At 59.6% G+C, this 13,447-nt stretch carries 12 protein-coding genes; 9 read left to right on the forward strand and 3 right to left on the reverse strand.

Annotation, left to right across the window (positions count from 1 at the left end; genetic code table 11):
- Positions 1-89: 89 nt before the first annotated feature.
- From DMO26_RS08235 to DMO26_RS08265, 7 genes are all read left to right on the forward strand, one after another.
- Positions 90-1,103: a LacI family DNA-binding transcriptional regulator gene (locus DMO26_RS08235; protein ID WP_117191560.1), complete on the forward strand. Its 1,014-nt coding sequence runs from the start codon at positions 90-92 to the stop codon at positions 1,101-1,103.
- Between the two features lie 67 nt (positions 1,104-1,170).
- Positions 1,171-2,412 carry an ABC transporter substrate-binding protein gene (locus DMO26_RS08240; RefSeq protein WP_117191561.1) on the forward strand — a complete coding sequence of 414 codons (1,242 nt, stop codon included), beginning with the start codon at positions 1,171-1,173 and terminating at the stop codon, positions 2,410-2,412.
- A gap of 93 nt (positions 2,413-2,505) precedes the next feature.
- Positions 2,506-3,432 (forward strand): carbohydrate ABC transporter permease, encoded by a 927-nt coding sequence (locus DMO26_RS08245; protein WP_117191562.1) that lies wholly within the window; start codon positions 2,506-2,508, stop codon positions 3,430-3,432.
- Positions 3,432-4,292 (forward strand): carbohydrate ABC transporter permease, encoded by an 861-nt coding sequence (locus DMO26_RS08250; RefSeq protein ID WP_117191563.1) that lies wholly within the window; start codon positions 3,432-3,434, stop codon positions 4,290-4,292. Before DMO26_RS08245 ends, DMO26_RS08250 begins: the two co-directional genes overlap by 1 nt.
- A 28-nt stretch (positions 4,293-4,320) precedes the next feature.
- Positions 4,321-6,264, forward strand: a complete 1,944-nt coding sequence (locus DMO26_RS08255) for a glycoside hydrolase family 127 protein (protein ID WP_117191564.1) — start codon at positions 4,321-4,323, stop codon at positions 6,262-6,264.
- A complete protein-coding gene (locus DMO26_RS08260) occupies positions 6,261-7,379 on the forward strand; it encodes an ABC transporter ATP-binding protein (RefSeq protein ID WP_117191565.1) in 1,119 nt (372 codons plus the stop codon). Before DMO26_RS08255 ends, DMO26_RS08260 begins: the two co-directional genes overlap by 4 nt.
- Positions 7,376-8,416 (forward strand): 4-hydroxythreonine-4-phosphate dehydrogenase PdxA, encoded by a 1,041-nt coding sequence (locus tag DMO26_RS08265; RefSeq protein ID WP_117191566.1) that lies wholly within the window; start codon positions 7,376-7,378, stop codon positions 8,414-8,416. Before DMO26_RS08260 ends, DMO26_RS08265 begins: the two co-directional genes overlap by 4 nt.
- A 177-nt stretch (positions 8,417-8,593) precedes the next feature.
- On the opposite strand, the gene DMO26_RS08270 is transcribed toward DMO26_RS08265, so the two are convergent.
- Positions 8,594-8,926 (reverse strand): hypothetical protein, encoded by a 333-nt coding sequence (locus DMO26_RS08270; RefSeq protein WP_117191567.1) that lies wholly within the window; start codon positions 8,924-8,926, stop codon positions 8,594-8,596.
- A gap of 72 nt (positions 8,927-8,998) precedes the next feature.
- Between DMO26_RS08270 and DMO26_RS08275 the strand changes: the two genes are divergently transcribed.
- The gene (locus tag DMO26_RS08275) at positions 8,999-9,352 is read left to right on the forward strand and encodes an AraC family ligand binding domain-containing protein (RefSeq protein WP_117191568.1); all 354 of its coding nucleotides are present in this window, start codon (positions 8,999-9,001) and stop codon (positions 9,350-9,352) included.
- A gap of 288 nt (positions 9,353-9,640) precedes the next feature.
- Here DMO26_RS08275 and DMO26_RS08285 read toward each other — a convergent pair whose 3' ends face one another.
- On the reverse strand, positions 9,641-11,818 hold the full coding sequence (locus tag DMO26_RS08285) for a prolyl oligopeptidase family serine peptidase (RefSeq protein ID WP_226951235.1): 2,178 nt from the start codon (positions 11,816-11,818) through the stop codon (positions 9,641-9,643).
- A gap of 189 nt (positions 11,819-12,007) precedes the next feature.
- Here DMO26_RS08285 and DMO26_RS08295 point away from each other — a divergent pair, with 189 nt between their 5' ends.
- Positions 12,008-12,634 (forward strand): TetR/AcrR family transcriptional regulator, encoded by a 627-nt coding sequence (locus DMO26_RS08295; RefSeq protein ID WP_117191572.1) that lies wholly within the window; start codon positions 12,008-12,010, stop codon positions 12,632-12,634.
- A gap of 132 nt (positions 12,635-12,766) precedes the next feature.
- Here the strand turns inward: DMO26_RS08295 and DMO26_RS08300 are convergent, their stop codons facing one another.
- Positions 12,767-13,444, reverse strand: coding sequence for an SDR family NAD(P)-dependent oxidoreductase (locus tag DMO26_RS08300; protein ID WP_117191573.1), 678 nt, complete (start codon positions 13,442-13,444; stop codon positions 12,767-12,769).
- Positions 13,445-13,447 lie beyond the last annotated feature (3 nt).

Consider the following 13,447-nt stretch of genomic DNA (forward strand, 5'->3'; position numbering starts at 1 on the left):
CCCGTCCTCTAAATTAAATTTGGGAAACCCTTTTCTCGCCGAAAGGCTTATGTTACACGTGCTGAGAAACCGGTTTCTCAAGGAGATGTATGGTGGTTGCCGCCAATCTCGATGTTCGTATAACAATTTACGATGTGGCGGAGGCTGCGGGGGTCAGCACTGCGACTGCATCCAAAGCTTTGAATGGAACTGGGCGGGTTTCGAGTGAAACGCGCGCTCGTATCAAGCAGGTGGCATCGGATCTCGGTTTTCGCCCGAATGCGCTTGCCCGCAGCCTTACCCGAAAGCGCAGTTTTACCGTTGGTCTTCTGACGGACGACACCTACGGCCGCTTCACCCTGCCGGTTATGGCCGGGATTTCCGAAGGTTTGATTGATCACGGCGTGTCAGTCTTCCTCTGCGCGATCGAGAACAGTCCCGAGCTCGCGAAGACGCATGTGGATGCGATGCTTGACAAGCAGATCGATGGCATCATTGCGACCGGCAAGCGTGTAGACAGATCGCTGCCGGTCGATCTCGGTCATCTTCCCATTCCCGTTGTGTATGCGTTGACTGCTGGACCCGCCGATGCCGTAACACTCGTGCCGGATGACCGGCAAGGCACGAGCGAAGCCGTCGGCCATCTCGTCCGGCAAGGCCGCAGGCGGATCGTACATGTCACCGGCCCGGGTAGCTTTCGGGTCGTGGAGGAGCGCGCCGCAGCCTTTGTGGAGGCGTTGCACGCAGCCGGCCTGCCGGCGCAGACATCCGCCATCATGCGGGGTTCCTGGTCTGAGCGCTGGGGACATGAGGCGGTCGAGGCCCTCTGGTCGGGCACCGACCGGCCGGACGGCATCTGCTGCGGCAACGACCAGATCGCCCGCGGCGTCGTCGACGCGCTTCGTGAACGGGGGGTCGACGTGCCCCTCGACGTATCGGTTGTCGGCTTCGATAACTGGGAGATTGTCGCCGAGCAGACCCGGCCACCACTCACTACGATAGACATGAACTTGAAGGAACTCGGGCGACAGGCGGGACAGACGCTTGTGCGGCTCGTGAATGGCGAAGCCGTCGAGACAGGGCTTTGGAGGTTGCCGTGCACGCTCGTCGTGCGTGGCTCATGATGGTTTCGCAGGGGTACCGTAAGCCAAACACAGTTCGATAACCGGTTCCAGAGGGAGGAGACCTCACATGAAACTGCTCAAGATTGCGGCGTTGACCGCCACCATAGTCGGCGCCCTGTCATCATCGGCGCTTGCGCAACAGAAACTGACCATGTGGTCGCGATCAACCAGCGAAGCTTTCATGCCGACGCTGATCAAGGCGTTTAACGAAAAGCACAAAACGCAGATCGAACTGCAGATCGTTCCGTCTGCGGAAATGGTGCAGAAATATGCGACCGCCGCCGCTGGCGGCTCGGCACCGGATTTCGTGTCGCTCGATCTGGTCTATGGTCCGGCCTTCGCCAAATCCGGCGTGCTGGAAGACTTGACCGACATGGCCAAGAGCCTGCCATATTTCGATCAATTGTCGAAGGCCCACCTGGGTACGGGTACATATGAAGGCCGTATCTATGCGCTGCCGATGTCAGCAGATGCCTCGGTGCTTCTTTGGAACAAGAAACTCTTCAAGCAGGCCGGGCTCGACCCCAACAAGGCACCGACCACCTGGGCAGAGATCGAAGCCGCTGCGGGCAAGGTGAACGGACTGGGTAACGGCATCAACGGCTTCTACTTTGCCGGAGCCTGTGGGGGCTGCAATGCCTTCACCTTCATGCCCCTGATATGGGCGTCCGGGGGAGATATCCTGGTCGACAACGGCAAGCGCGCCAACATCGACTCGCCGCAGATGCATGATGCGATCAATTTTTACCGCGGCATGGTTGCCAAGGGTTATGTCCCCGAAAGCGCCAAGACGGATTCAGGTAAGAACTTCTTCGGCGGCTTTGCGACGGACAAGATCGGCCTCTCGCCGATCGGAGCCTTCGCGATCGGCAACCTGGTCAAGAACTATCCGACCGTCGATTTCGGCGTCACTTTCATTCCCGGCAAAGACGGCGGCAGGGCCTCGTTCGGTGGCGGCGACAATTTCGTCGTGACCGCAGGACGCGACAATCTCCAGGCGGCGAAGGAATTCCTTGACTTCGTCTATTCGCTGGAAGGCCAAACCCTCCTTGCCAAGGGCGGCAGCTTGCCGACTCGCGCCGATGTTGCCGCGGAGGCCGTGAAGTCGCTCGATGAGCGTTATCAGATCGCGACCGAGGCCATGAAGATCGGACGGACGCCCTCCTCACCCGTCTACAACGACATCATCAACAGCAGCACCGGCCCCTGGAAGCAGATGCTCAACGAGGTGTTCTTCGGCAACGACGTGAAGGGTTCGGTCGCCAAAGCGCAGGCCAGTATGCAATCAATCCTCGATGCGGCCAACTGATCATCAAGGTCATCGATGCCTGCCCTTCGAAGCGCCCGGACGGCAAACATGCCGCCCGGGAGCCTGCCCGCCCGACACTACGGACGAGATATCATGACTTCGCAACAACAACCGACAGGTGCTCAGCCTGTCCGCCGGCGCAACAGTCGCAGCCGCCGCAATCAGCTCGCCGGCCTGCTCTTCGTCGCCCCGGCGCTCGCCCTGGTACTGATCTTCTTCGTCATTCCACTGGGGATGGCGTTCTGGATGTCGCTGCACAACTGGCCGCTGCTCGGCAAGCCCCGCTTCATCTGGTTCGACAACTATTCCAGGCTTCTGCAGGACACCCAATTCTGGATCTCCTTGCGCTTTACGGTGTATTATACGGTGATCGTCACGATCGCGATTTTTGCGGTCGCTTTTCCACTTGCGCTCTACGCCGAGCGATCGCGGCCTCTCACCAAGCTCTACCGAACAGCTTTTTTCCTTCCGGTTGTCGTGGGGTTCGGTTCTGCAAGCCTGCTTTGGGCCTGGCTTCTCGACGTGGATTCCGGCCTGTTTTCCTACGTCTTCGCCCATCTCGGCCTGACGGACAAGCGCATCAACCTTCTTGCGGACTTCGACACGACCTTCTGGTCGATCGTCGTCATGGTCGTCTGGAAGACCGCAGGCTTCAACATGATCATCCTGCTGACCGGGCTTCAGGGCATCTCGACGGAGGTGCAGGAAGCCGCCCGCATGGACGGGGCCTCATCCTGGCAACGCTTCCGCAGGATTACGCTGCCGCTCATGCGCCGGACGATTGCGCTTGCGCTCATCCTGTCTGTCGCTGGCTCGATGCTGGCCTTCGACCAGTTCTACATCATTGCGGATGGCGGTCCGCAGAACCGGACCGTAACGGCTGTCTACTGGATATTCAGTCAGTCCTTCATGTCGTTCCGGCTTGGCTATGGTGCGGCGCTATCCATGGTGCTTCTTGTTATCCTCGTCGTCATCAGCGTCGTGCAGCTGAGGCTGCTGCGTAATCCGGAGGGGGTTTGATGGCCGGTAGTCGTAAATCCTCGGTGCGCGGCCTATTTGCAGATGTCCGTTACCACGGTTTCGGCATCATCGCCGGCCTGCTTTTCCTCGCACCGCTCGTCTGGAGCGTGCTCGTCAGCTTCAAACCTTCGGTCGAGGCCCGGCAACCACCGCTTCCGCCGTGGCCGGTCGACGGCTTCAGCGTACAGAGCTATGACAACCTCGCGCAGTACGGCGCGGGCATCTGGACCTATACCGGCAACAGCCTGATGGTGTCGGCGGCGACGGTGGTGGCCTCCGTCATCGTCAGCCTGTTCGCCGGCTACGGTTTCTCGCGCTTCCGGTTCCCGTTCAAGAATGCCCTGTTCGTGCTGATCATATCGACAGTGATGATCCCGTTCCAATCGATCCTCACACCGCTGTTCCTGATCCTGACGAAGCTTGGACTGCAGAACACCCTCACCGGCATTGTACTGGTATACGTCACGCTGCAGCTGCCGTTTTCGATCTTCATGATGCGCAACGCCTTCGACGCAGTGCCAAAAGAGATCGAGGATGCCGCACGAGTGGACGGGGCTTCGGTCCTCCGGGTGCTTTACCGCATCATGCTGCCGCTTGTCCTGCCGGGGGTCGTGACTGTCGCAATCTTCGCATTCCTGGCGTCGTGGAACGAGTTCCTGGCGGCACTCATACTTCTGACCGACCAAAAGAAATACACGCTCCCCGTGCTGATGGCCGCAGTCCGGTCAGGTCAGTTCGGCACGATCGACTGGGGAGCCGTGCAATCCGGCGTGACGCTGATGATGGCGCCATGCCTGATCCTCTTCCTCCTGCTGCAGCGTTATTATATCCGCGGCCTGACCGCGGGCGCCGTCAAGTAAACACCCAACCGATTGGATGAGACTGATCATGGCATCCCTGGAAAAACCTATTGCTACGGGCTTCCGTCCGCCCGCCGTCCCCGATGTCGATGTCCGAGGTTTCTGGGGCGACCGCATTGACGCCGTCGCCGACCGGACCGTGATGATCCTCTACGAACGGTGTGTTGCGGCGGGCATGTTCGACCAGATCGATCCGAAGAGACCGGTGCCCGATATCCGGATGCCGTTTCATATCCGTTCGGACGGCTCGCCGGATACGGTCAATGTCCAGATGTTCTGGGACTCCGACGTCGCCAAGGTGATCGAAGCTGCTGCCTATGTTCTTTATCGCAAGGCCAATCCGAACCTGGAGGCAAGGATGGATGCCATCATCGACATGTTCCACGACTTGCAGCAGCCGGATGGCTATCTCAACTCATGGTTCATTCGCATGCAGCCAGGCAAGCGCTGGACCAACCTTCGCGACTGCCATGAACTGTATTGCGCCGGCCATCTGATGGAAGCCGCAGTCGCATATTTTCATGCGACCAAGAAGCGCCGCTTCCTGGACGTCATGTGCCGCTATGCGGATCACATCGACAGAACATTCGGTCCGGCACCTGACCAGAAGCCCGGCTATTGTGGTCATGAAGAAATCGAACTCGCCCTCATCCGCCTTGGACGAACCACCGGCGAACAGCGATATTTCAACCTTGCCCGTTATTTCGTCGAGCAGCGCGGACAGCAACCGCATTATTTTGACCTGGAGGCCGCAGAACGCGGCGCCGATCCTCGGCAGTTCCGGCACAAGACCTATGAATATAACCAATCTCACCTGCCGGTTCGGCAGCAGACGAAGGTCATCGGACATGCGGTACGCGCTATGTACCTCTATTCCGGCATGGCCGACGTCGCGACCGAGTTCGGTGATGACAGCCTCACAGAAGCGCTGAAAATCCTTTGGGACGACCTGACCACCAAACAGATGTATGTGACCGGCGGCATAGGCCCGGCGGCGAGCAATGAAGGCTTCACCGACTATTACGACCTGCCGAACGAGAGCGCCTATGCCGAAACCTGCGCCTCCGTCGGCCTGATCATGGTGGCGAGCAGGATGCTAGGCCGCGGACCGGACAGAGTCTATGCGGACATCATGGAACAGGCCCTCTACAACGGCGCCCTTTCCGGCCTGGCTATCGATGGTGCGACATTCTTCTACGACAATCCTCTCGAAAGCCGCGGCAAGCACCATCGCTGGACGTGGCACCGCTGCCCTTGTTGCCCGCCGAACATCGCCCGGACGGTCGCAGCCATCGGCAGCTACATGTACGGCGTATCCGCCGACGAAGCGGCCGTTCATCTTTATGGAGAAAGTACCGCCAGATTGATGGTTGGCACGACGCCAGTCACGCTGACGCAACGTACTAACTATCCGTGGGATGGCCACATCGCAATCAAGGTCGAGCTCGACACGCCGGCTTCCTTCAAGCTGGCGCTGCGCATTCCCGGCTGGTGCAGGACGGCATCGCTGTCGGTAGACGGTGAATCGCTGGACGTTACGGCAATCGTGGAGAAGGGTTACCTGCGGATCGACCGTCATTGGCAAGGCGGCGAGACGATCGTGCTCGATCTCCCCATGGTGGCCCGCTTCATTCACGCCAACCCTGCCGTGAAGGCAGATCTCGGTCGCGTCGCTCTCGCACGCGGCCCGATGATCTATTGCGCAGAAGAAGTCGACAATGCCCCCGGCCTCAACAGCCTGATCGTGGAGGAGGATGCTGCAGGCGCCATTGCAGGCTCCGCGAAAGGACTTGATGGCGCGGTTGCCATCGATCTGAAGGCACGCCGCGAACAATGGGCCGACTGGACAGGCAAGCTTTATGATACGGAAAAACCGACGCTGGAGGAAACGAGCGTCCGTTTCATTCCCTATCACCTTTGGGACAACCGCGCACCGGGCGAGATGCTGGTCTGGGTCAGGACACAAAGATGACTGTCACCTCATACGAAAAGGCAAAGATCGAGCTGCGCGACGTCCGCAAGAGCTTCGGCGCGGTGAACATCATCCACGGCCTCGACCTTTCCATCGAAGGCGGCGAGTTCGTCGTCTTCGTTGGCCCTTCCGGATGCGGAAAATCCACTCTGCTGCGCATGATTGCGGGGCTGGAGGACGTGACGTCCGGCGATATCTTCATTGCCGGCCGGGATGTTACCGAACTCGATCCCGCCAAGCGCGGTATTGCCATGGTGTTTCAGTCCTATGCGCTCTACCCGCATATGAGCGTGCGGGAAAACCTGGCATTCGGACTTGAAATGGCCAGGACGCCAGCCGATGAGATCGAGCGGCAGGTGCAGGCGGCCGCCCAGATCCTGAAGATCGGACCACTACTCGAGCGCCGTCCCGGACAGCTTTCCGGTGGCCAGCGCCAGCGCGTAGCGATCGGCCGGGCCATCGTTCGCAAACCGCTGGCCTTCCTCTTCGACGAGCCTTTGAGCAACCTCGACGCCGAACTGCGCGTCAGCATGCGCATCGAGATTGCCCGGCTTCACCGGCAGCTTGGCAACACCATGATCTACGTCACGCACGACCAGACCGAGGCGATGACGTTGGCGGACCGGATTGTGGTATTGCGGGACGGGCATATCGAACAGATCGGCACGCCGCGCGAGGTCTACGAGGACCCGAGCAATCTTTTCGTTGCCGGCTTCATCGGATCGCCGAGGATGAACATCGTCGACGCGGTTTATGCAGGGGACAGTCGGATCAAGGTGGCCGATGCAGTGATACCGCTGGGCCAAGTTCTTTACGGCGTCACCGCCGGAGACGGCGTTAAGCTCGGCATTCGTCCCGAGCATCTGCGTGTGGCGGACCCGGGCGGCACCGCCTTAAGAGCGAAGGTCGATTTCGCCGAATACCTCGGGAGTACCCGCTATCTCTATTGCTACCTTCCGAGCGGAGAAATAGTCACTGTCGAGCAACGCGACGGCCGGGATTTTTCGTCAGGCGAGGAAATCTGGCTGCATTGCGATCCCGGGCGGCTGAGGCTTTTTTCAGCCGGCGGCGACCGGCTGCGCGCCGAAAGCCCGGCAAAGGTTGCAAGTGCATGACCTCTAAAGCACAGATGAAGATCCGACGCCCTCTCCTCGCCCTTGCCATGGGCGATCCCGCAGGCATCAGTCAAGAGCTTGCCGCGCGGCTTGCGTTGTCCGACAAGGCTCGCGCCGCAGCCCGCCTTGCGATCATCGGGGACAGGAGGATACTCGAAGACGGGGCGAAGGCTGCCGGTCTGCGGCTCGATATCGAGACCGTGACCGCCGATGCGGTCGGGCCTGCCGAGACGCCGGTGCTGATCGATCTCGGCAATCTCGATCCACGGGACGTCTCGCCGGGCGAGGCGACGTTAGCCGGAGGCCGCTTCGCGGCCGAGAACTTTATGCTGGCACTGACGCTTGCCAAAGAGGGCAAGGTCGATGGCGTATGTTATGCGCCGTTCAATAAGAAGGCCATGCGGCTGGCCTATTCCGGCTACGACGACGAGAGCCGCTTCATAGCAGAACACCTGACACTTCAAGGGCGGGTCCGGGAGTTCAACGTACTGGACACGGTATGGAATGCCCGCGTGACTTCGCATATCCCACTGAAGGATGTGGCTGCCAACCTGTCTATCGACGGGATACATAAGGAGATCGCTCTGACTGCGGACTGCCTGAAGCGTTCGGGAATAGAGCGTCCGCGAATTCTTGTCGCGGGCCTGAACCCGCATGCGGGCGATGGCGGCAGCTTCGGCATGGAGGAAATCGACATCATAGCCCCCGCCGTCGAGGCCGCTGCCGCGAATGGTTTCGACGTCTCCGGCCCGCATTCGGCCGATACGGTTTTCTTGAGTGCCCTTAAAGGCAAATATCATGCGGTGCTGACGATGTACCACGATCAGGGACAGATCGCCATGAAGCTGATGGGGTTCGAGCGAGGTGTCACGATGTTGGGAGGGCTTCCCTTCCCCGTCTGCACTCCGGCACATGGCACGGCTTACGATATTGCCGGCCAAGGAATAGCCAACCCATTGGCTAGCGAAGAAGCCGTGTTGCTTGCCGCCAGAATGGTCGCAAAACTGGATGAGAGAAGTGACGAGCATGCCTCCTGATGTGACCGTCGAAGACTCGTGTATGCTGGAACTGGTCGATCCAGATGCCCGGCTCAAAGAACTCGGTTTTCAAGCTTACCGGCTAGATCAGACTGGTCGCGAGCATAAAACCGTTACGACGTCTGCAAGTGGTCTGTGGGCAGACGAGACCACTTGGATGAACCCCGTGTCGTTCACCTAGGTGTTCTCGCCGCCTCTCCAGTAGTTGTCGATGATGTGCTGGCCGTTGTTGACAATACGCCGACCAACTAGGGGATCGCCGCCTTGCAGCGTATCAGGATCGCCGCCGCATAGGCGAACGAATGTCGCCTGTTGAACCGTGAACATGAAATACTCCCTGCTGGTCGGCTCGAATTCCAGCCCCGCCTCCCTGAATCCGTCAGCGACTTCCGTAACCGCGTCATCGATCGCCTTGAAGACCTTGTCTAGCATGGAACGCTCTGCCGCCTCCCGGATCTCAAGGTACTTCCGCTGTTCAGGCGTCGAAACGGAGCAGGTTGTCTCGGTCATCTCTTCTCCATCGGTCATGGTTGGCGGGCCTGGCTTCCGCACTATGTCTACCGGAAACGCAGGAGATAGCGAATGAAGGTCCAGAAGTTCAGCATTTCGGACGCAAAGCTCGTAAAGTCGCCGGGACAGGATGCCGAAATCTATGTCGGCAATCTGGTCGACGAGAAGAACGGCGGCCCGGTCACGATCGGCTACGGCCGCTATGCCCCCGGACAATCGCTCACAGAAACGATGGCGGTGGACGACACGATGATCGTCCTCGCGGGACGATTGTCCGTATCCACAAGCGACGGCACCGTCACCGCGGGACCCGGCGACATTGTCTATATGCCGAAAGGTCAATCCGTGACAATCACCACCGAAGGAGAGGGCGCGACGACGGCCTACGTCACATATCCGCACTGGGCTGAGGCTCACCGGAGCTGAGCGGGGACCGTCAATAGTCCCCACGCCTCCTTCTGATCTCTCGGAGCATTCGGAGGTTTTCTCTGGCCTGCGCCGCATTAATGAGCGCTTTCTCCTGGTTCATGAGCTGCTCGCGGTCACGACGGTGCTGCTGCATGTACATGCAGTTGCTGTAGTCTCGGTACTCGGAGCAGCGGCGCCTATCGCTGTAACGATCTTCTCCGGCGGTCGTGCAACCGGCCAGCGTCAATACAACCAGTGTCCCGCCCCAGATTGACTTAAAGGTCTTCGTTCGGTTGAACATGTTCATCATTCTCCACTTGTATCCATTCGCTTAACCGGGTTGATTTTGAGGCCCGTCCAGTGAGCGGCGAAAGCCCACATGTCGGCGTGCTGAGCAATGACCTTGTCGAGCGGCATGCCTGCGCCATGACCAGCCCTTGTCTCGATACGGACCAGCCGCGGTTTCGGCCCGAGGTCGGCGGCCTGCAGCGCGGCGATGTATTTGAACGTGTGAGCCGGAACGACGCGGTCGTCGGCATCGGCTGTCGTCGCCAGGATTGCCGGGTAATCTTTGCCCTGCCTGATCGTGTGATAGGGCGAGTAGGTCATCAGATTGCGAAAATGCCGCTCTTCGGACGGACTGCCGAATTCGCTGATCCAGAATCCGCCGGCCGTGAACTTGTCGAAACGCAGCATGTCCAGAACACCGACGCCCGGCAGCGCGACGTCGAACAGCTCGGGCCGCTGATTTGTCACCGCCCCGACCAGAAGACCTCCGTTGGATTCGCCCTGGATGGCGAGACCTTTCAGTGACGTGACGCCGCTCTTTTTCAGGAACTCGCCGGCAGCAATAAAATCATCGAACGCGTTCTGCTTTTCTTCGAGCTGTCCGGCGCGGTGCCACGCCCTGCCGTATTCTCCGCCACCGCGGATGTTGGCGATCGCCAGTACTCCGCCTTGCTCCACCCAGGCCAGCTGGATCGGGTTATAGTAAGGCACCTGCGGGATGCCGAAACCGCCATAGCCATAAAGCAAGGTCGGAGCGGCCTCGGTGACATGCTTGCGACGCACCAGAAACAGCGGCACCTCGGTGCCGTCCTTGGAGCGGTAGAATCTTTGCTCGACGGTGATCTCATTCGGGTCGATGGGAGCTTTCGGCTCCGCCCAAGGCGTCAGAGTGTTGGAGTCCGTGTCGTAACGATAGATCGCTGTCGGCGCGTCGAAACCGGTGAAGCCGAAGAACGCTTCGGTGTCGCCCGGACGACCCTGAAACCCACCCGCGGTGCCGATACCCGGCAGCGCCACCGTCCCCTCAGGGGTGCCGCTCATGCTGAAGCGGCGGATTTCGGTCTTGGCATCGACCAAGTAGCCAATGAAGAGCTTACTCCCGAGCAGGGCGGCATCGTTCAGAACCGCATTGTCGGCATCTTCGGCTACGATTTCCCTCGGTTGCGGATCGGCTTCGGCCAAGTCGAGCGACACGACGCGCCGGCGTTCGGCGCCATCGGTGGTGACAAGAATGAGCTTGCTGCCGTCATTGCCGATGACAGACCATTCAGCCTCCATATGCGGCATGATCGTCTGCGCTTTCCATTCCCTGGAGGCGAGATCGACAACGGTGAGCGCATTTTCGTTCATACCCGGCGTCGAGGAGATGGCAAGATAACGACCGCCTTCTGCACGATCGGCCACATGCAGCAGGCCCGGTCGATCGGGTGTGGAATAGATCAGGCGATCCTCGGCCTGAGGCGTGCCGAGCTCATGGAAATAGACGGCGTGATTGGCGATGGCCGCGCCTGCCGCACCTTGAACTGGTTCCGGCATGCGCGAATAGAAGAAGCCCGAGTTATCCGGAGCCCAGTTGATACGCGTGAACCGGGCCCAGTCGACGACATCCTGAAGCTCCTTTCCGCTCTCGACGTCGAGCACACGGATGGTCCGCCAGTCGGTACCGCCCTTCTGCACGCTGAACGCCACATGGCGACCGTCGTCGGAAACGCTCCATTCGCCGACGGCGTCGGCATTGTCGTCCGACCAGGAATTTGGATCGATCAACAGACGAGCTTCGCCGAAGGCGCCATGGCGGACATATAAAGAGGGCTGGTTCTCGAGGCCCTTATTGAGCGTGAAGAAATATCGATCACCACGCTTCCGAGGGACCGTATAGCGTTCGTACTCGAACAGTGCCTTCATGCGCTTTTCGAAGACGTCGCGGCCGGGAAGTGTGTCGAGATGGGCTCGCGTCACCTTGTTCTGGGCCTCGATCCAGGCGGCCACGGCCTGATCGCCGGGTGCCTCGTTTTCCAGCCATCTATAGGGGTCCACGACGGTCTGGCCAAAATGCTGCTCGATCACGTCGATGCACTCTGTATTCGGATAGGTGATCTTTGACATTCCATCCTCCAAGGGTTGGGCCGACACACTGTTGACCTGGACAACAAGCGACATGGCGATGGCGGTGGCGGTGGCGGTGGATCTCTTCATCAATGTCTCCTCGCAAATGATGATGCCAGAACTCGCGCCGGGCACGAGGAGAGCAATAGTGGCACTTAGTGTCATTATTGTGATCGAAGAAAACCCTCGTTTCCTCGCGAGATTGGTGCCTAGTTGGCTTCACGAAATGGCACTCCTTGACATATACAAGGGCTTGGTAAGCTTCACTCGGAGATCGCGATGAGCAGGACGATTCGGGAAGGCGCACATATCGACGTGGCGCGAAGCGCCGCGCGTCTTTTTCTCGAAAAAGGTGTTGCAGGCACCAGCGGCGACGAAATCGCCGAGGCGGCCGGCATCTCAAAGCGGACTCTCTGGCGCTACTTCCGCACCAAGGAGAGCTGCGTCGAGCCGTTGTTCGCTCTGACGTCGCAGCGCCTTGCCGAAAAGCTGAAAAACTGGCCCCTCGATATTTCCGTCGAGCGGTTCCTGGAACTCGCCTATGACTTCAGCAAGATCGACGCCCAGGAAATCGAGGACGGCAAACTTGTCGTGCACCTCATCGCTCGGCTGGAGGAAGAGCCCGCACTGCTTGAACCCTTTTTCATGGCGACACGAATGACGGAAATCACGATGGCGGGCGTGATTGCTTCGCGGCTTGATCTTTCGCCGACAGATTTCGAGGTGCGATTATGCGCCGCCACCGTTGTCGCAGCCATGCGGATCATCGACGAGACCATCAGCAGGGCAGCGGTAAAATACGGACAGATTCCCCCTCTTGCGGAGATTAACGACCGGCTTGCGCAGGCGATGCGCCGCGCCAGCACCTTGCCGTTCTGCGATCCGATTACACCGCGACCGCGTTGATCGGCATGGCCGTAGTACACTTTGCAGAAGTTTAATCGCTTTTCATGATGCGATGGCAGGCATGGCGACGTTGCGGCTGACGTAGAGCATAGGTCCGGCTCTATTCGGCTGCCGGCCACACCACGCCCCTTGTCACCAAGGCAGCGGACGTCCCTGCCAATCGAGATACAGGCTTCGCCCTGTTGCCATGTACGCATTCAGCACCTCCACCATTCCCTTGACGCTTTCCTCGACGGAGATCTCAGCTTCGACGGTGCCGTCCAAGGTCCCCATCGCGGTGGCCGCCCATCCGGGATGGATCGAGAGAACCGTTAGATGGGGATGATCTGCATGGAGTGTCCGCGCGAGCATGTTGAGGCCTGCCTTGCTTGCCCGATAAAGATCAAGCTTCAGTCCGGGCTCGGTGTTGAGCTCGATGCTGCCGCGGTGGGAAGACATCACGGCTATGGTCCCCTGTGGCTTTAATCGATCAAGCAAGCGATGCGCGAGCCGGATTGGCCCGAAGCAGTTCGTCAGCATGATTTTGGCAAATTCCGCGTCCGTTGCTTCGACGACTGAGCCGTGAACAGGTCCGAAGATGCCAGCGACCAGAAAGATCACGTCAAAGGGCCCATCGACTTCTTCCCTTAAAGGATCGATCTGATCGGCGCGGGTAACGTCGACATATGCAACACGCGCGACTTTCTTCAGCCCGGTCACGTCAGCGCCGTGGCGTGCAGTTCCGGTGACGTCCCAGCCGTTAGCGTTAAGCGCCTCGGCAAGACCGAGGCCGAGACCGCGTTCGGCTCCGATGATAAGAATGCTTGGCATGTT

It is taken from the genome of Rhizobium terrae, assembly GCF_003425685.1.
GTDB lineage: Bacteria > Pseudomonadota > Alphaproteobacteria > Rhizobiales > Rhizobiaceae > Neorhizobium > Neorhizobium terrae.

Excerpts from the sequence above, each read along its gene's own strand:
- DMO26_RS08260 (WP_117191565.1), top strand. The coding sequence starts at position 6,261 with ATGACTGTCACCTCATACGAAAAGGCAAAGATCGAGCTGCGCGACGTC.
- DMO26_RS08235 (WP_117191560.1), top strand. The coding sequence starts at position 90 with ATGGTGGTTGCCGCCAATCTCGATGTTCGTATAACAATTTACGATGTG.
- DMO26_RS08295 (WP_117191572.1), top strand. The coding sequence starts at position 12,008 with ATGAGCAGGACGATTCGGGAAGGCGCACATATCGACGTGGCGCGAAGC.
- DMO26_RS08270 (WP_117191567.1), bottom strand. The coding sequence starts at position 8,926 with ATGACCGAGACAACCTGCTCCGTTTCGACGCCTGAACAGCGGAAGTAC.
- DMO26_RS08240 (WP_117191561.1), top strand. The coding sequence starts at position 1,171 with ATGAAACTGCTCAAGATTGCGGCGTTGACCGCCACCATAGTCGGCGCC.
- DMO26_RS08265 (WP_117191566.1), top strand. The coding sequence starts at position 7,376 with ATGACCTCTAAAGCACAGATGAAGATCCGACGCCCTCTCCTCGCCCTT.
- DMO26_RS08255 (WP_117191564.1), top strand. The coding sequence starts at position 4,321 with ATGGCATCCCTGGAAAAACCTATTGCTACGGGCTTCCGTCCGCCCGCC.
- DMO26_RS08300 (WP_117191573.1), bottom strand. The coding sequence starts at position 13,444 with ATGCCAAGCATTCTTATCATCGGAGCCGAACGCGGTCTCGGCCTCGGT.
- DMO26_RS08250 (WP_117191563.1), top strand. The coding sequence starts at position 3,432 with ATGGCCGGTAGTCGTAAATCCTCGGTGCGCGGCCTATTTGCAGATGTC.
- DMO26_RS08245 (WP_117191562.1), top strand. The coding sequence starts at position 2,506 with ATGACTTCGCAACAACAACCGACAGGTGCTCAGCCTGTCCGCCGGCGC.
- DMO26_RS08275 (WP_117191568.1), top strand. The coding sequence starts at position 8,999 with ATGAAGGTCCAGAAGTTCAGCATTTCGGACGCAAAGCTCGTAAAGTCG.
- DMO26_RS08285 (WP_226951235.1), bottom strand. The coding sequence starts at position 11,818 with ATGAAGAGATCCACCGCCACCGCCACCGCCATCGCCATGTCGCTTGTT.